This is a genomic window from Acinetobacter sp. 12966 (assembly GCF_031196995.1).
Taxonomy (GTDB): domain Bacteria; phylum Pseudomonadota; class Gammaproteobacteria; order Pseudomonadales; family Moraxellaceae; genus Acinetobacter; species Acinetobacter geminorum.
In genome coordinates this window covers 107164-123915 of record NZ_JAVIMC010000136.1, presented here as the reverse complement: position 1 = coordinate 123915, position 16752 = coordinate 107164, and the positions used below count along the sequence as shown (strand labels likewise).

Below are 16752 nucleotides of genomic sequence, written 5' to 3'. Positions count from 1 at the left end.
TCATCCATCAAATAAAAACTAGTCAATATTTATTCAAATACAATAATTTATAGATTCAATAAAATCATAAGAAACTCATTATTATTCAAACAGGTCACACGACCTATTTTAACTATTACTTAAAAGACAAAAATAAGTCACATGACCTATTTTTTAATTTTAGATTAGGTCATCTGACCGATATTAAAAAATTATAGGTCACATGACCTATAATTAGTTTAATAGAATTTAAATATTTTATTTATATTTTTCTAATTTCATGGTTTAGAATGCCTTTTTTTAAATAGTACTTACAGGCTGGATAATGATCAAAATTGATACCTTTGATACTATGCAAATAAAGAAGTCCTTTACCACACTAAAAGGACAAGAAAGAGTAAAGCAAATCTTAAAAAATGCTGAGATAGTTTTTCTTACCAAAGGTTATTCTGGTTTTAGTATGCGAGGAGTTGCAGCTCAATCGAATATTAGTTTAAGTACCTTACAGCATTATTTCCAAAATAAAGATAGTTTATTAAAAGCTTTACTCGATAAATTAATTTTCGACTACATACAGCGTATAGAAATTTTAATCAACTTAAATGCAAATGAGCCACCCTTGCATCGGTTTATGAATATTATCACTAATATAATATATGAAATAGAACAACCGGTCATTACGCATACATTTAAAGAGGTGTTTTCTATTTCAGATCACTTACCCTATGTATATGATTCTTTATCAATGATACAAAAGTATAATTTTGAACTTATATATAAAATTATACTCCCTATTCATAATAAAATCTCATCAGAAGAATACAAAGAAAGAGCCATAATTATAATTACACAGCTCAACGGTTATCTAGTTCAACATTCAAACAAAAATACAGATGAATGCTATAAACAATTTTTAAGAAATATACTTTTAAAAAATATATCAAGATTAGTTAGTGAACCATAAAATTAAAAACATAGGAGTATTTCTCCTATGTTTTAATATAAAATTTTCCTATCATATCCCTACATTAATGTTAAAAAACAAATATAAGAAATGATAAAAAAACAAGCTAATCTTATTAGCTATTGAAGAATAAATTAAATCAAAACATAATAGTCGCAATGATCAAAATTGAAATTTCAATCTTTTAGAGAATCTTAATGGATAATGCTAAATCATTAAAATTTATAAGCTTTATGCTCGCTTTCTTGTGGTTTTATCAAGGACTGGTTCCTAAACTAATCTTTATTAACTCTGATGAAATATTTGTATGGCAAACCATCGGACTTTCTTTTGAGCATGCAAAACTTGCAGGGCGCGCGAGCGGTATAGCTGAAATTATTTTTGGTTTATTATTTCTTTTTTCTACTCATAAATATATTCACTATTTAAGTATTTTAGGTTTATTCGGTTTACTATTCTTAATTGGTTTTTTAAAACCTTCTACACTTATCTCGCCTTATAACCCTATCGTAATGAATATTTCGATGATAAGTTTATCAATTATCTATTTGCTTTTATTAAAAGAGCAAACAACTCATTTTCATAAAGCTGCTCAATAGCGTTAAGTTTTAAAAAAATTTAGAGATTTCAATGAGTTTATCTAGTCGTGAAGTTGGCTGTGTAGTCATCACTGGAAGCACAAAAGGTATAGGTTTGGCACTCGCCCACGCTTTTTTAGATCTGGGATGTTCAGTTGTCATCGCTGGACGAGACGCGGAGCGTCTTAAGCATGCTCTCACTCACCTAGAAAATCATTTTAGTAAAGAAAAATTTATTGGTTCATGCTGTGATGTGACACAAATTGCAGATTTACAAGCCTTATGGGATGGAGCAATTCAGCATTTTGGACAAGTAAAAGTGTGGATTAATAACGCAGGCAGCTGCCACCCAACGAAAGAGTTTATTGACCTTCAGCCAGATGAATTAAATGCAGCCGTTTCAACTAATATTCTGGGCACAATGCTTGGTTCGCAAGTGGCTCTAAAAGGCATGCTCAGACAAGGGTATGGTCAAATCTTTAACATGGAAGGTTGGGGAAGCAACGGCGAATGGAGTCCGGGAATGACCCCCTATGCGACCACTAAACAAGCAGTAAGTTATTTTAGCAAAGCACTTTATAAAGAGACCAAATCGACTTCTATTTTAACTGGTACGCTCAGCCCCGGTATGGTCGCAACCGATCTGTTAGTTTCGTCTTGGACCAATGGCAACGTACAACACTGGAAAAAGATGAAGCGCTTATTTTTCTTTGTGATTGATCCACCAGAAGTTGTTTGTTCATATTTAGCAAAACAAATTATTCAAAACAAGAAAACCAATCGACGCATCGCATGGATGACGCCTTGGAAGCTTTTCCTTAGATTTTTACAACCCTATTATTGGTGCAGAAACCCAGTTAAAGGTACGGCTTTAGAGCGTTTGTAATCGGGTTTATAAATATAACTAAAAATCTAACTTTAATAAGGTCAAATGATTTGATTGGCAAACGGATGGAATTTAGCAACTTAGGTACTTCCACCAATAAAAATGCTCAGTAAAAGCTTTTCTACAAAACTCTTACTGAGTTTTATGACTAATCCACACCCTCATTCTCTGAAGTATCTTCTTTATTTAAAATCCGCCCTTCTTGTTTTGGTCGAATCAACGGGGCTGTAGGTCTTGGATGATGAGTATGTGTATATTGCATACCTACTCCCGCATTGACGTCATCTGCAGCGATTTCAGTTTCAAAACGCTCATTATCGAGATCTCGAATTTCCTCGGTAATTCTTTCTACCTCATCTTCATCCACACCAAGTTCTTGCAAAATCACACCGCCAAACTTAATTGCAGATTCAAATGTTTCACGAATCATAAAGTCCACTTTTTGTTTAACTAAATGCAGTGAATGCTCACGGTCATATGAACGGACTAATAATTTTGCCAAAGGAAATTCATGGGTCACGAGTTCTACAATTCTATTGGTCGTTTCCTTGCTATCTACACACACCACAATCGCTTGTGCTGTTGCGGCGCCAGACGCATGCAGAATATCTAGACGGCAACCATCGCCATAATAAATTTTAAAACCAAACTTTTCGGCGTTTCGAATCATGTCGGTATTATTATCAATAATGGTGACATCGACACCTCTTGCTAACAACAATTGACTAGTAACCTGTCCAAAGCGCCCAAAACCGATCATTAAAACGCTACCACTTAGCCCGTCGGCAATATTGATATTTTCTAATGAAAGCTTCGTTTTTGCTTGAGTAAAACGTTTGAAAATAATACCGACAATTGGAGTCAACACCATTGAAAGCACGACAATGGCGGTTAAGTTAGATTTAACGATACTATCAATAACTTGTGCACTTAGCGCAGCCGAGAAAAGTACAAAGGCAAACTCTCCACCTTGAGCCATAAGTAAAGCGCGGTCTAATGCTTCTGTATGAGGGCTTTTCGTTATTCGAGCGACTATATAAATCATGAGCGCTTTGGCAAGCATCAGGGCAATTACGCCACTCACAATCAGTTGCCAGTTTTGAGCAACTACCGATAAGTCCAATGACATACCGACCCCAAGGAAAAACAGGCCCAGTAATATTCCTCGGAATGGTTCAATATCCGCTTCAATTTGATGTCTAAAGGTCGATTCAGATAAAAGCACGCCCGCCAAAAAAGCACCCATTGCCATAGTCAAACCACTGACTTGCATGAGTAACGCCGCACCCAACACAACCAGTAAAGCCGCAGCCGTCATGACCTCTCGGGCCTTGGCAGCGGCCAACAGTCTAAATAATGGGTTTAGTAACCAATACCCTGCCGCAATAAGCCCTGCAATTGCGAGCAAACCAATCCCTATATTTTCTAGACGTACCGATGTGCTTTCGACCACATGATTCGGTGCCATAAAAGCAACCATAGCCAGCAATGGCACAATGAGTAAATCTTCAAAAAGTAAGATGGCTACAATTTTTTGTCCTCGGGGTTGAGTCAGATCACCCCGATCACCCAAGAGCTGCATCACAATTGCAGTCGAGGTTAATACAAACCCTGCGGCACCAATAAAAGCAACTTGCCACGTAAAACCAAATAAAAGCCCGACACCAGTTAAAGCCAACGCACAAATGATGATCTGCAATGTACCAAGGCCAAAAATCTCGCGTCTAAGACTCCACAAATGTGACGGCTGCATTTCCAAACCAATCACAAAGAGGTACATCACGATTCCCAACTCGGCAATATGCAAAATTGCGGTGGAATCTTGAAAAAAAGCAAAACCAAATGGGCCAATAATTAGACCCGCAATTAAATAACCTAATACTGAACCTAAACCAATACGTTTAAAAATAGGAACTGCAATCACAGCAGCCGCCAATAAAACCACGGGGGCAACCAAGCTAATTGAATGTGCTTCTGAGCTCATACATTTCTCATTTTATTTATCTGCAATTTATTCTATGTGAAACGAGGTTTAAGGGCGATTATTAGTTTTGAGAAAAAGCCTCCTAAAAATAAAATGGTTTAAATGATCCGAAAATAAAAATTGAGCCTATAAATAAGAATCAAATATTCATGGACAAACACCCATAAAAAAAGCCCTAACGGGCTTTTTTTATATTAGGCAATAAATTTCAACATGAGCTGAATGACTGTCGCATTAATTAAGTCAACAAAGAATGCACCACAAAGCGGAACGATTAAGAAAGCCTTATGTGATGGACCATACATGTTAGTAATGGCTTGCATATTTGCCACGGCTGTTGGGGTTGCCCCCATACCGAAACCACAATGACCTGCTGCCAATACTGCCGCATCGTAGTTTTTGCCCATTACTTTGAAAGTCACAAATGCTGCATATAAAGCCATAGTCAGTGTTTGGGCACCCAAAATCACTACAAGCGGACCAGCTAAGTCGGCAAGTTGCCAAAGCTTTAATGAAAGCAATGCCATTGCTAAATAAAGCGACAAAGACGCGTTACCAAATACATCAATCGCACGGTCGAAAATATCAATTTTCAACACGCTTTCTAAAATGTTTCTTAAGATTACACCGCCACCGAGTGCCCAAACGAAAGTTGGTAACTCAAACCACGTTCCCTTACTAAAGCCAGTCATAAATTCAGCAAACGCTAAACACGCTGCAAACATACCAAGCGTAGTAATTGCATTATCGGCAGTAATTAAACGAACTTGATGAGGATTTTCAAACGGTGCAAGGTCATCTGCATGTTGCTCAACATGCGTATCTCTATAATGAATTTCAGCATTGGTTTTTGGTTGAGCAAGACTGTAACGATTAATGAGTAATTTCGCTAAAGGCCCACCAATCACACCACCAATAATCAAGCCAAAGGTCGCACTTGCCATACCTAATGCTAAAGCACCCTGAATACCATGCTGAGTTTCTAAAATTTCACCCCATGCGCCGGCTGTACCATGACCACCTGTTAAGGTAATTGAACCAGCAATCAAACCAATAAGTGGGTCAAGACCAAGTAAAGTCGCAAGACTCATACCTACTGCATCTTGCACAACAATAAAGGAGGCAACACAAATTAAAAAGATGATTAAAGCAGTCCCGCCTTGTCTAAGCTTCATAAAATTGGCACTTAAACCAATTGAAGCAAAGAACACAAGCATAAAACTGGTTTGTAATTCACTAGCAAAAACAATGCTATACCCCCATACAGAGTGAATAAGCAAGGAAACTAGAGCAGCAACCAAACCACCTGCTACGGGCTCAGGAATGTTATAACGCTGTAAAAAACTAATACGATTAACTAGAAATCGGCCTAAAAGCAAAACAATAACCGCCGAAATTAGCGTATAAAAAGCATTAAAAGTAAATTCCATATATACTACTTTCTGATTACATTCCTATTGGATTGTAAAATAATTATATTTTTATTTTTAATATGTAAAAAAAATATAAACAAACTTTACAAAAATACTCTACCAATATTTTTTAACCATTATTAAGAATAATTTAAATTCGAGTATTTAATGTATAATTTTGACTAGACATGAATTTTTATTTTAATATCATATATTTATGTAAATACACTCTTAATTAAAAATAACCCCACCTTGATATCTTAAACAGAAAATCCTGTCTTTTGGGTCACTGAACTTCCCCCTCATTCTCTTTAATATCTTTCAAAGACCAGCTCTTTACTGTTCTGGGCAACATCTTTATAGGTTTTATATTCAATGAGTTTATTGCTTAAAGTTCGTCAGAACGTTCCACAGCTACAATCTATTACAAAATCTCTTCAGACACGTGCTGGTCAAAAAATACCTCACATGCTGATCAATGCATCAGATCTCTTTTTCAGAGGGCCTCAAATAGCTTTGTCAGGAAAAACACCATTTGATATGATTCATAAGCATGAAATCATTACCTTACGCCATTATAAAAATGAGACTGATACCTCTACTCCTAAACACCGCGTACCTTTAGTTATTGTTCCACCGCTAGCAGTGAACATGCTCATTTACGATTTGTTCCCTACTCGTAGTTTTGTACGTTTCTTTTTAGCCCAAGGGTTTGATGTTTACTTAATTGACTGGGGCGTACCAACCCGACACCAAGCAAAATACAACTTCGGTACTTATATTAAAGTTTTCATGCCAGAGATGTTAAAGCAAGTTCGCCTACACAGTGGTCAGCAACAGCTTTCTTTGCATGGTTGGAGTTTAGGCGGCGCACTTTCGCTCTGCTATACCGCATTGTTTAAAGATAAAGATATTAAAAATCTAATTATTCTCGCTTCCCCTATCGACACACACAAAGCAGGTTATATGGGGAAACTATACGGTAGTCTTACCAAACCTGCCAAATGGGTTCGCAAACATACGCCGTTTCGTATTCGCCATCATGTACCAAGTGAAGCATTTCATATTCATGGCTGGCAAAACACGCTTGGCTTTAAATTAACGGATCCGATTGGAAATTTGAAAACATATTGGGAACTTTTTAAAAATCTAGATAACCGAGAGTTTATTGTCGATCATGCAACCTCAAGCTCATTTATCGATAATATGTTGGCCTATCCGGGCGGTGTCATGCGCGACATTATTCTCCGTTTCTGGATTGATAATGAACTGTCTAAAGGTGTAGTTAAATTTGGTGAACTTACCGCCTATCTAAAAGACATTAAATGCTCTGTGTTAGCTGTTGGTGGCAACACAGATATTATTGTCACAGCTGATGCTGTCAAACCGCTCATGGATTTAATTAGTAGCCAAGACAAAACATTTAAGGTGGTACCGGGTGGTCATATGGGCGTAGTTTCTGGTAGTCAAGCCCCCACTACGGTCTGGCCCGAAGTGAGTACTTGGTTAGCTACTCGTTCAGAATAATTAATTCAAAAGCAGTAAAGCCAGTGTAGCCAGTTCTATGCTGGCCATAATTCAAATTTTATAAGTCTGATATTCTAGTTTCATTTATATTACAGTAGTTTTTTCTCATAATTCAAAAGCAGCTCATTACTAGATAACTCAAAAATATAAATATAATCTCCTCACTATTAATCACATTAAAATCCTTCAACACATAAATTTTATTTATTAGAAATACAACTTAATAAAACAATATTTTATCAAATGTTAAAATTTTTTAAATAGATCAATTTTCTCTTATTAATATTTATAAATTTTAAGAAAAGTACCTCTTAAAGTTGATGTTACTTTTTGTTATTTATGTAAAGCTTATTTAAACAATATAGTTACTTAAGTTATTGTTAAACATTTTTTTTATAAATTTAATTTTGTAAAATTTGATCATTATTTATACAAATGTAAGCAATTTCTCGCAATTATGTAAGCCAAAACCCACAACTCAAATGATTGTTTTTCTTATAATTAATTTCAATACATATAAGCACTCTTTACTATTAAATAGAAAGCTGAATATTAATAAAGAGATCTAGAGAAAATGATAAAGTCATCTTTATTAATATAAAAACTCTTAATAATAGAAAAAGAATCTCAAAAATTAATATGTACTATTTTTCCTCTGGAAACAGAGGAAAAATACTTTTTTAATGATCAGATAGGGTATAGAAAATGTTTATTGCAAAAAATATATTTGTATATTTACTATCAATGTTAGCTTTATGCTTACTGATTATTTTCTTTAATTACATAGGAATGAACGAGACGATTAATCTTCTTCTCTCTTCTGCACTGTTTGGAATATTTATTACTTGGTATTTTAAAGGTAGTGGACTCTGTCTCGCCCTATTTAGCTTTTTTTATTGGGCTATGTTTGTCATTAGTCAAAGCTTAGAAGTGATATGGATGCTCGCAAGTTCAGTTATTGTATATTTAGTCATGACTAAAATATTACCTAAACTCAAGACCATCCATATTGGCGTGATAGCCAAATAGCTAAAACGGTTTCACCCCACGATTCACCATACCCACTTTCTTAACTGTGTTAATTTTAGTTTGTTCGGCAATGACTAATTCATTAATGAAAGCTTTTAAATTTTGTTCATCAAGACGAATAGGATTAAAAGTACTTTCTCCCATTTTTAGAAAGAAAGATTCGATATTTGTATTACGTTGTACATATTTCATTGACCATCGTTGAAACGAGTTTTGTTCAATGGAATATGTACACAACCATTTAACATTGTGGTGTCTTTCATCATTTGCAATTTTTTCAAATAATCGTTCAACCACCTCCCGCTCACCTTCCAAGCATTGAAAGAAAGCATTATCGGCATAATAGAGCACCCCACAGATCTGATTCAAATCATTGAAATCTCGTGCTTCTGTCAAAATATCACGTAAATCTTGCAACAAATCTTCATTTTTTTCATTTCGTTGACTGGCATAACACAGACGAACGTTCATTAGCAATTCCGTGAAATATAAAATTTCTTTATTTAAAGATTTTTAATCTACCATATCTCTATTACTAATAATTTATATTTCACACATATTCTAAAGTTTATTTTAAAAATACGTTCGATTATTAACTATAAGAGCTTAATAACTAATGATTTATATTCACAAGAAAATAAAAAGCCCTCCTATTGAGGGCTTTTAATGCTCTAAAATAACAATAAACTTCTTTAAAAGCTAAAATAAAAAAAGCACTAAAAAGTGCTTTTTTACTTGCTGTTATATTATTGTGGAATAATATTTACAGCATTTGGGCCTTTTTGCCCTTGAGTAACGGTAAATGTTACGCGTTGACCTTCATGCAAAGTTTTGAAACCAGAACCTGTGATTTCTTTGAAGTGAGCAAACACATCTGGACCGTTGTCTTGTTGAATGAAACCGAAACCTTTAGTTTCGTTAAACCACTTTACTGTACCACTTACTGTATTAGACATGATATATCCTACTGATTTCTAATATTTTAGAATCATTAAATAATGACCCTATCATAACTTTGAAAAAAGAATAACAAATTGAGCTTAATATCTTAAAAAACGAAGGATTATGACTAAAACTACGATACTTAAAAGAAGATTTACTAACAAGTCTTTTTTCTAGTTAACAGCATCATACATGAAATAAAATTGTATTCAAGGCTTTTATATAAATAATTTCCAAAACTTAAGTTAAATAAATATAAAACAATAGCTTAAAAAAGATTAAGAAATTCAGTACATTGCTTAATTAAAAAACAATCTATGATGTGATAAAAACATTGAATTGAGAAGCAACAGATATAAAAATATCATTTAGAAAATTGCTTGAGTGCGAATGAAAAGTTATTTTAAAAATATAGATAATAAAAAACTCCTGATTAGGAGCCTTATTTTATGGCAGAGGATCAAGGACTCGAACCTTGACGAACGGTTTTGGAGACCGTCATGCTACCATTACATCAATCCTCTATATTCATGATTAAACACTCAAGATTTAATCATAAAAAAAGCAAGATCATCGTCTTGCTTTTTTCAATGGTGGGGGCGAAGAGACTCGAACTCTTACACCTTGCGGCGCTGGAACCTAAATCCAGTGCGTCTACCAATTTCGCCACGCCCCCATCTGGGACATTTATTTAAAATAAATGTGGCAGAGGATCAAGGACTCGAACCTTGACGAACGGTTTTGGAGACCGTCATGCTACCATTACACCAATCCTCTTCCAAGATCTAGATGACTTAACATCCACATCAAACTTTAAGTTATTAACTTAAAGTGGTGGGGGCGAAGAGACTCGAACTCTTACACCTTGCGGCGCTGGAACCTAAATCCAGTGCGTCTACCAATTTCGCCACGCCCCCGATGGCTGTGTATATTAGCGATAAGATCTGACAGTGACAAGTGTTTTTTTTCTAAAAAAAACTAACCGTGTAAATTGTATACAGATACTAGATCAATGATTTTTATCAATTTGAATCTGTTTTAAGCAATTTATTGCTTCATCAGCATTTGAAAACCGATTTTGCTGTTGTTTTTGTAATAAACCTGCAAGTAAGGGATAAAAAATCAAAAACTGCGTGGGTAATTGAATGGTTAAATTTTGACAGTGCAAGATTGCCCAATCACGATAACTACCTGCTTCTAAGCGATTTTGTGTTAACCATTCATATAGAACGATGCCAAATGCATATAAATCGCTTTGTATTCCCTTACGCCCTCCTTGAAATAACTCAGGAGCCATATAACGAGGTGTTGCATCCATGACTGTATCGCAACTTAAGATAGGTCTCGTTTTCTCAAAATCAATTAAATAAAGTTCTTGCTGAAACTTTCTAAAATGTTCTGCCTTAACGTCTCCATGAATCCAGCCAAGTTCGTGAAGCTCTGCAAGCTTATTTATTGACAACCAAATCTTACGATATACATCAGTTAAATCACTTTCATGAGTGAATGAACCAAACCACAGGTCACTATCAGGTAAAATTAAAACCTTACCCAAAGAATGATCTAGCTGAGGAATTAAACTGCCCTCAATCAACTTATAAGGTAAAAGCCATACAGGTTTTTTAAGGTTAATTTCTTTGTAAAATAATTGCTCATGCATAAAATCTTGCTCACTTTGAGCATGGGTTTCAGGCAAATGATATTTTAACCAGTAATTTTTGGTGTCTATGGTACATGTCCATAAACACCGCCCTAACGCTGCACTTGTTGGCTTTGTTACACATGTTAAGTTTTCTATATGCGAAGCAAAATCATGCTTCAGCATAGTAAGACTCAGGCTGTTGTTTCTTTTCTTCAAAGCGCAAAACTTCTAAACAATGCTGAATCGTCTTACCAATACGAGCGTGGGTCTCAATTGAAGAAATTTTTGGCCAAGTTGCACGTTCCCCTTCTCTTTGCAAACGCTTAAACAGATGTGGACGTGGGTTTTGCAAAGTATAGGTATAATGACTTAGGCTATATTTAGCAATGATGTTCACATCACCGTAATAACGCTGTCCCATTACTCCATAGCCATGATCTAACAATCTTCTAACTGGAGAAATAGAACCAAGTCGTTGACGCGTAAAATCCATAACGCCCATTGATAACACTTTACCTTGGCGTCTTAGAATCCTTTCAGGCCAGCTTAAAACGTCCTTACGAAAACGGTCCGCATCATTTTGCATGAATGGAACAATATGTGGGTTAACTTGACTCGCAATGGTGTAATTCAAGTTATAAAGTCGTGCCATTCTTTCTTGTGGAAAATCGCTTCGTACACTTCCATCCACCCATTTTGTATTTGCCATATAAGGTGTATGTTCACCGTCATAACGTTTACTGGTTAAACGCACCGGTGGGAATAAAATTGGCACGGCACATGAAGCCAATACCGCACTCCACACCAAAACATTCGGTGTCATAATGGCGTTCATAATTCTTGGGTTTTCTGTTGCATCATATGGCGCCACTGCCACATTAATGTTTAAACCAGATTTCTTGAAAGCTTCTTCAAAAGTCAGATCACCCAAATTCTCAATGAGGAATTTTTTCAAATACTGAACATCGGCAATTCCACCATTGCCTTTAATGAGTTCACGGAATTTCCTAAAATGAAAAGCATCACTAAAAAATTGCTCACCATTTAATAAGTTTTGGATATCTTCACTGGCAGAGGTTCCAAGCATACCTGTCATAATTGCTCCTGCACTTGAGCCAGAGAGCACTTTAGGCATTAAGTCTTGTTCAATTAAAGCCTTACATACTCCCGTATGAAAAAGTCCTAAAGTCGCCCCGCCCGAAAACATAAGTGCAGGTTGTCCATACGCCTTTTCACAGTTTTCAAAAAACTCTATTTTTTCTTTTCTTTGAAACGTAATGCATTCACTTGAAGCAATGTAAGCCAAGCTTTGGCTAACTTCTTCAATATAGTCTTCAATTAACTTTTTTGTACCGACATGTGTGGCGGCAAAAAGCATTGGATGACCAATATTTGCAATATCGTAGGTTAGACCTTCTTTAAGTAAATAGATGAGGTCTAATGTGCGATGTTGCTGACGATATCTTTTGAGCAAAGTGTATCGATAAGAAATGAGTTCGGCATCGAAGTAAGGTGAACTATTATCAAATTTCCACTCTTGCACACCTGTTTCTTCATCTAGTTTTAATGCAAAAGACTTCCATTCTTCATAAGATTCAGCCATGTCTAATTGACGTTGTAATTTTTTGATACGGTAAGCCTGATGTGGATTCATATCACTTCGTATTTTTTCAAACATATTTCGTCCTCATCTTCACAGATGATTTTACTGAATAGACATCACAACACTATGCTCGGTCTGAACATTTCAATCAATTGCAAAACCGATAAAGTGTATAGGCAATAAGTTTTTTGTAAGCCTGTTAATTTCGGTGTTAGTATCCTGTCAAACACTGTTTAACATGATTGACTTACCATGGCTACCATTGATTTACCGGACAATTTAGTTCAAACATTATCACTTGTATTAAATCAGTTACAGCAAGTCTTGCCTGAGCCTAGACAAGAAACAGATTTTACTGCACCTGCTTTTAGATGGGAAAATCAGCAACTTAATGCCATCTATACGCCAAAAAATATTTATCTTGATGACTTAAAAGGCATTGAGCGTCAAAAAGAAAAAATTATTCAAAATACTTTGCAATTTTTAAATGGCCTGCCAGCAAATGATGTGCTGTTAACCGGCTCACGTGGTACAGGAAAATCATCTATTGTTCGTGCTTTACTCACTGAGTATGCCCCTCAGGGATTACGTTTAATTGAAATTGAACGTGATGATTTATCAGACTTACCTAAAATTCAAAAACTCATTCAAAATCGACCTGAAAAATATATCGTCTATTGTGATGACTTGGCTTTTAATGCCGAAGATGAAAATTACCGTAGTCTAAAAAGTGTATTAGATGGTTCATTACAGTCAGGTTCAAGTAATTTTATTATTTATGCAACCAGTAACCGTCGCCACCTGTTACCAGAATTCATGCATGAAAATACACCTGTAACTAAGGTCGATGTTCCCCAATATACTGAGCTACATCCACAAGAAGCGATAGAAGAAAAGATCTCTTTGTCGGATCGTTTTGGTCTATGGCTATCTTTTTATCCAATGGATCAAAACCTATATTTAGAAATCGTTGAGCATTATCTTGATAAAGCAAACATGCCTTTCAATGATGAAGTTCGTGCTGAAAGTTTACGTTGGTGTCAGATGCGTGGTCAGCGCTCTGGCCGTGCTGCTTACCAGTTCTCAAAGCATTGGATTGGTTTAAATGGGTTAAAACAGTTGTCTAACAATTAAATGACGAATGTCCCGCAAAGCCTTGGCTTTGGCCTGAAAGCCGCTTAGATTTGGCAGTTGTTTTTCATAACCTAAAACAAAGATAGCCCTTCTTTAGGTTTATATATGAAAAAACAATTGCCAAAAATTTCTACAGCCAGTAAAGCGCTTGGTAAAAGTTTATTACTTGCACAAGGCGTTTTAGACCAAGCAAAAAAATATTCAACTCTTCCTTTTACTCAAGCTCATAGCATCCGTCCACGAGTTGACGAAAAATATTATAGCTGGACACATTACGGTATCTTTTTCCCGCTTTTACCAGAGCCGCATCGCTATCTAAACATTATGATTTTATTAGGCACGCCCGGTGCGCTAGCCTTTGATCATGACAACATAATTAATGAAGACCCCAGAAAAACAGCCACGTTCTTTTCAAGTACTGCCGCGGTTGAGCAAGCTTTGCTTAAAGCTTATATCATTCCAAAAGAGACACAAATTAATAAAGATGGAAGCTTAATAGAATTAGGTAAAGAGATTTCAATTCAAGGGAAGTTCCCTCAAATTCACATTAATGGACATTATGATGGATTTGATTTCGACTTTGATATCGATATTACTTCACATGTTTCGTGGTTTATAAAAACACCAATCTATGATCATTTTAGTTTATTGGCAAAGTTTAAAGGTTTTTTAAACTATCAAGCAGAACGCATTGAAAGTGAAGGACTTTGCACTTACGAATATGCACGAGCAGTTGGTCCACATAGTTTCATAAACAAACTTCTTCCTGACGCTTATAAACTGCCGCTTGATTTTTTTACTTATCAAATTATTAATTTAAACGACAATACTCAACTTCTTCTTACTAAAGCAGATATTGCAGGACAGACGGTAGCTTATAGCCTGCATATTAGATATCTTGATCAGCCAGCTGAAATTTATACAGATGTTAGCTTTGACGTTATTTCTCATCAAGTCGATGACTATATCTCACCGACTGGAGAAAAGATGCGACTTCCAAAATATTTTTCTTGGATCGCTCTAAATGATGCAAAGCAAATTATCTTAAACATTCAGGCAGAAATTGACTGCCCATTCCGTTATGGTCATGGGCGAGGTTATGCGAGTAGCTATATATTTACAGGTCATTGTTTTGGCAATGAAGTTCAAGGCCGTGGTTACATCGAATATATTGATATCGAAAATCAACAAGCCTTTGAAGATGAATAATCTTACTCAGGAATAGTAAGTTCGGTCATCGGCCAGCGCGGCGTGGTCGTTACCGCTAAACCATCATGCTGACCTGCTTTTAAACGTTGATAACCAGCAAATGCAATCATTGCCCCATTATCAGTACATAAAGCAGGTTCGGCATAATAAACTTGCGCTTTAATTTTCGCCAAAGAAGTTTCTAATTGCTCGCGTAGTCTTAAATTTGCGCTAACTCCACCTGCAATCACTAAACGTTTAAGTCCGGTTTGCTTTAAAGCTTTTACTGATTTTTTTACCAAGGTATCTACAATTGCCTCTTGGAATGAAGCAGCGATGTCAGCGTCACGGTTTTCACCATTCAATTTTTTCAATTGAACAGACACAGCTGTTTTTAAACCACTAAAAGAAAAATCTAGACCTTGATGAAGCATAGGTCTTGGAAACTCGAAAGCTAATGGATCACCAGATAATGCAAGTTTTGCGATATTGGGCCCACCCGGATATGGCAAGCTCATCATTTTTGCAACTTTATCAAAAGCTTCGCCCGCAGCATCATCAATAGACTCACCCAATAGTTCATATTGACCAATAGCGTGGGCTGCCATCAATTGTGTATGTCCACCTGAAACTAACAATGCTACAAACGGAAATTCAGGTGGTTGACTTGAAAGTAATGGGGCCAACATATGACCTTCCATATGGTGAACACCAATTGCAGGTTTATTTAAAGAAAAAGCTAAAGTTCTGCCAAACAGTGCACCTGTCATTAATGCTCCCATTAAGCCAGGACCACGCGTATAAGCAACCGCATCAATCTCTTGTTTTGTTACACCACTTTGTTCAAGCAATTGATTCATTAAAGGAATTAATTTACGAACATGGTCACGAGAAGCAAGTTCAGGTACTACTCCACCATATTCGGCATGAAGTTTAATCTGGCTATAAAGAACCTGTCCCCGTAAGCCGAGTTCGCTATCATAAAGTGCCAACCCTGTTTCATCACAAGAAGTTTCCAAGCCTAAAACAATCATCAAAACTGCCTTTTATATGAGTCAAAATATTGCAATCGCTATTATAGACTTGTGATATGAGTTGTAAATGAGTAAAATACTGACCTTCACTTGTGATCCGGCGCAATGGTGTGCCTGATCTTATCCATAATCTAGAGGATTTTACATGCCACAAGTTAAGTTGAAAGAAGGCGAACCAGTTGACGTAGCTATCCGTCGTTTCAAACGTTCATGCGAAAAAGCTGGTGTTTTAGCTGACGTTCGTAAACGCGAATTCTACGAAAAACCAACTCAAGAACGTAAGCGCAAAAAAGCTGCAGCAGTTAAACGCTACCAAAAGAAATTGGCTCGCGAATCTGTACGTACTACTCGCCTTTACTAATTAATTTGTGATTGACTGCTGAATTATGACTACTTTAAAAAACCAAATTACTGATGCATTAAAAACTTCTATGCGTGCCAAAGATATGGCAACAGTGACGGTTTTGCGTAGTCTACAAGCAGCAATTAAGCAAATCGAAGTCGATGAGCGCAAAGAGCTTGACGACGCTCAGGTTCTTGCGGTCATTGAAAAGCAAATTAAACAACGTAAAGAATCGATCAAAGCCTTTGAAGGTGCTGGTCGTAATGATTTAGCTAGTAAAGAACAAGCCGAAGCTGAGATTATCTCTCAGTTTCTACCAGAAGCTATGACTGAGGAAGAGCTTGATTCTATCATTGAGCAAACGATTGCTGCTCAAGAAGCAACTAGCATGAAAGATATGGGTAAGGTGATGAATTCTCTACGTCCGATCATAGCCGGGCGTGCCGATCCTGCTCAAGTTTCAGCAAAAATTAAAGCTAAGTTAGCTTAATTACCCTTTCTTAAATT

16 protein-coding genes and 4 tRNA genes are annotated in these 16752 nt (G+C 36.1%); 9 read left to right on the top strand and 11 right to left on the bottom strand.

The window, feature by feature from the left end; genetic code table 11:
- The first annotated feature begins 304 nt into the window (after positions 1-304).
- The 3 genes from RFW85_RS19470 to RFW85_RS19460 all read left to right on the top strand — a co-directional run bounded on the left by RFW85_RS19470 (position 305) and on the right by RFW85_RS19460 (position 2407).
- Positions 305-943 carry a TetR/AcrR family transcriptional regulator gene (locus RFW85_RS19470; protein ID WP_017480795.1) on the top strand — a complete coding sequence of 213 codons (639 nt, stop codon included), beginning with the start codon at positions 305-307 and terminating at the stop codon, positions 941-943.
- A gap of 197 nt (positions 944-1140) precedes the next feature.
- Positions 1141-1542 carry a DoxX-like family protein gene (locus RFW85_RS19465; protein WP_170248615.1) on the top strand — a complete coding sequence of 134 codons (402 nt, stop codon included), beginning with the start codon at positions 1141-1143 and terminating at the stop codon, positions 1540-1542.
- A 31-nt stretch (positions 1543-1573) separates the two neighbouring features.
- A complete protein-coding gene (locus RFW85_RS19460) occupies positions 1574-2407 on the top strand; it encodes an SDR family oxidoreductase (RefSeq protein ID WP_170248616.1) in 834 nt (277 codons plus the stop codon).
- A 148-nt stretch (positions 2408-2555) separates the two neighbouring features.
- On the opposite strand, the gene RFW85_RS19455 is transcribed toward RFW85_RS19460, so the two are convergent.
- Together RFW85_RS19455 and gltS are read right to left on the bottom strand one after the other, a co-directional pair.
- Positions 2556-4391, bottom strand: coding sequence for a monovalent cation:proton antiporter-2 (CPA2) family protein (locus tag RFW85_RS19455; RefSeq protein WP_170248617.1), 1836 nt, complete (start codon positions 4389-4391; stop codon positions 2556-2558).
- A gap of 194 nt (positions 4392-4585) precedes the next feature.
- The gene (gene gltS / locus RFW85_RS19450; protein ID WP_170248618.1) at positions 4586-5821 is read right to left on the bottom strand and encodes a sodium/glutamate symporter; all 1236 of its coding nucleotides are present in this window, start codon (positions 5819-5821) and stop codon (positions 4586-4588) included.
- 357 nt (positions 5822-6178) lie between these two features.
- On the opposite strand from gltS, the gene RFW85_RS19445 reads away from it, so the two are divergent.
- Together RFW85_RS19445 and RFW85_RS19440 are read left to right on the top strand one after the other, a co-directional pair.
- A complete protein-coding gene (locus RFW85_RS19445) occupies positions 6179-7330 on the top strand; it encodes an alpha/beta fold hydrolase (protein WP_170248619.1) in 1152 nt (383 codons plus the stop codon).
- Between the two features lie 705 nt (positions 7331-8035).
- Positions 8036-8359 (top strand): hypothetical protein, encoded by a 324-nt coding sequence (locus RFW85_RS19440; RefSeq protein ID WP_005073518.1) that lies wholly within the window; start codon positions 8036-8038, stop codon positions 8357-8359.
- Here RFW85_RS19440 and RFW85_RS19435 read toward each other — a convergent pair whose 3' ends face one another.
- The 8 genes from RFW85_RS19435 to RFW85_RS19400 all read right to left on the bottom strand — a co-directional run bounded on the left by RFW85_RS19435 (position 8360) and on the right by RFW85_RS19400 (position 12621).
- Complete coding sequence (locus tag RFW85_RS19435; RefSeq protein ID WP_170248620.1) at positions 8360-8830, bottom strand: AnBLUF65 family BLUF photoreceptors; 471 nt, start codon at positions 8828-8830, stop codon at positions 8360-8362.
- Positions 8831-9105: 275 nt separating this feature from the next.
- Positions 9106-9315 (bottom strand): cold-shock protein, encoded by a 210-nt coding sequence (locus RFW85_RS19430; RefSeq protein ID WP_086265869.1) that lies wholly within the window; start codon positions 9313-9315, stop codon positions 9106-9108.
- A 436-nt stretch (positions 9316-9751) separates the two neighbouring features.
- Positions 9752-9825, bottom strand: a tRNA-Trp gene (locus RFW85_RS19425).
- A 67-nt stretch (positions 9826-9892) separates the two neighbouring features.
- Positions 9893-9977 (bottom strand) — tRNA-Leu (locus RFW85_RS19420).
- A 27-nt stretch (positions 9978-10004) separates the two neighbouring features.
- Positions 10005-10078, bottom strand: a tRNA-Trp gene (locus RFW85_RS19415).
- Positions 10079-10133: 55 nt separating this feature from the next.
- A tRNA-Leu gene (locus RFW85_RS19410) sits at positions 10134-10218 on the bottom strand.
- Positions 10219-10310: 92 nt separating this feature from the next.
- Positions 10311-11126, bottom strand: a complete 816-nt coding sequence (locus RFW85_RS19405) for a protein kinase (protein WP_216076549.1) — start codon at positions 11124-11126, stop codon at positions 10311-10313.
- Positions 11113-12621, bottom strand: coding sequence for a DUF3336 domain-containing protein (locus RFW85_RS19400; protein ID WP_170248621.1), 1509 nt, complete (start codon positions 12619-12621; stop codon positions 11113-11115). The genes RFW85_RS19405 and RFW85_RS19400 overlap by 14 nt, the downstream gene beginning before the upstream one ends.
- Before the next feature lie 177 nt (positions 12622-12798).
- Here RFW85_RS19400 and RFW85_RS19395 point away from each other — a divergent pair, with 177 nt between their 5' ends.
- Positions 12799-13680, top strand: a complete 882-nt coding sequence (locus tag RFW85_RS19395) for an ATP-binding protein (protein ID WP_170248622.1) — start codon at positions 12799-12801, stop codon at positions 13678-13680.
- 105 nt (positions 13681-13785) lie between these two features.
- Entirely contained in the window at positions 13786-14889 is a 1104-nt protein-coding gene (locus tag RFW85_RS19390; protein WP_170248623.1) for a DUF6670 family protein, read from the top strand.
- Between the two features lie 2 nt (positions 14890-14891).
- Here RFW85_RS19390 and tsaD read toward each other — a convergent pair whose 3' ends face one another.
- Positions 14892-15902 carry a tRNA (adenosine(37)-N6)-threonylcarbamoyltransferase complex transferase subunit TsaD gene (gene tsaD, locus RFW85_RS19385; RefSeq protein WP_005068344.1) on the bottom strand — a complete coding sequence of 337 codons (1011 nt, stop codon included), beginning with the start codon at positions 15900-15902 and terminating at the stop codon, positions 14892-14894.
- Positions 15903-16047: 145 nt separating this feature from the next.
- Here tsaD and rpsU point away from each other — a divergent pair, with 145 nt between their 5' ends.
- Together rpsU and RFW85_RS19375 are read left to right on the top strand one after the other, a co-directional pair.
- Entirely contained in the window at positions 16048-16263 is a 216-nt protein-coding gene (rpsU, locus tag RFW85_RS19380) for a 30S ribosomal protein S21 (protein ID WP_001136722.1), read from the top strand.
- Positions 16264-16288: 25 nt separating this feature from the next.
- Complete coding sequence (locus tag RFW85_RS19375; RefSeq protein WP_002115302.1) at positions 16289-16735, top strand: GatB/YqeY domain-containing protein; 447 nt, start codon at positions 16289-16291, stop codon at positions 16733-16735.
- The last annotated feature ends 17 nt before the right edge of the window (positions 16736-16752 follow it).

Coding starts and splice junctions, on each gene's coding strand:
- RFW85_RS19470 (WP_017480795.1), top strand. CDS start 305: ATGATCAAAATTGATACCTTTGATACTATGCAAATAAAGAAGTCCTTT.
- RFW85_RS19465 (WP_170248615.1), top strand. CDS start 1,141: ATGGATAATGCTAAATCATTAAAATTTATAAGCTTTATGCTCGCTTTC.
- RFW85_RS19460 (WP_170248616.1), top strand. CDS start 1,574: ATGAGTTTATCTAGTCGTGAAGTTGGCTGTGTAGTCATCACTGGAAGC.
- RFW85_RS19455 (WP_170248617.1), bottom strand. CDS start 4,391: ATGAGCTCAGAAGCACATTCAATTAGCTTGGTTGCCCCCGTGGTTTTA.
- gltS (WP_170248618.1), bottom strand. CDS start 5,821: ATGGAATTTACTTTTAATGCTTTTTATACGCTAATTTCGGCGGTTATT.
- RFW85_RS19445 (WP_170248619.1), top strand. CDS start 6,179: ATGAGTTTATTGCTTAAAGTTCGTCAGAACGTTCCACAGCTACAATCT.
- RFW85_RS19440 (WP_005073518.1), top strand. CDS start 8,036: ATGTTTATTGCAAAAAATATATTTGTATATTTACTATCAATGTTAGCT.
- RFW85_RS19435 (WP_170248620.1), bottom strand. CDS start 8,830: ATGAACGTTCGTCTGTGTTATGCCAGTCAACGAAATGAAAAAAATGAA.
- RFW85_RS19430 (WP_086265869.1), bottom strand. CDS start 9,315: ATGTCTAATACAGTAAGTGGTACAGTAAAGTGGTTTAACGAAACTAAA.
- RFW85_RS19405 (WP_216076549.1), bottom strand. CDS start 11,126: ATGCTGAAGCATGATTTTGCTTCGCATATAGAAAACTTAACATGTGTA.
- RFW85_RS19400 (WP_170248621.1), bottom strand. CDS start 12,621: ATGTTTGAAAAAATACGAAGTGATATGAATCCACATCAGGCTTACCGT.
- RFW85_RS19395 (WP_170248622.1), top strand. CDS start 12,799: ATGGCTACCATTGATTTACCGGACAATTTAGTTCAAACATTATCACTT.
- RFW85_RS19390 (WP_170248623.1), top strand. CDS start 13,786: ATGAAAAAACAATTGCCAAAAATTTCTACAGCCAGTAAAGCGCTTGGT.
- tsaD (WP_005068344.1), bottom strand. CDS start 15,902: ATGATTGTTTTAGGCTTGGAAACTTCTTGTGATGAAACAGGGTTGGCA.
- rpsU (WP_001136722.1), top strand. CDS start 16,048: ATGCCACAAGTTAAGTTGAAAGAAGGCGAACCAGTTGACGTAGCTATC.
- RFW85_RS19375 (WP_002115302.1), top strand. CDS start 16,289: ATGACTACTTTAAAAAACCAAATTACTGATGCATTAAAAACTTCTATG.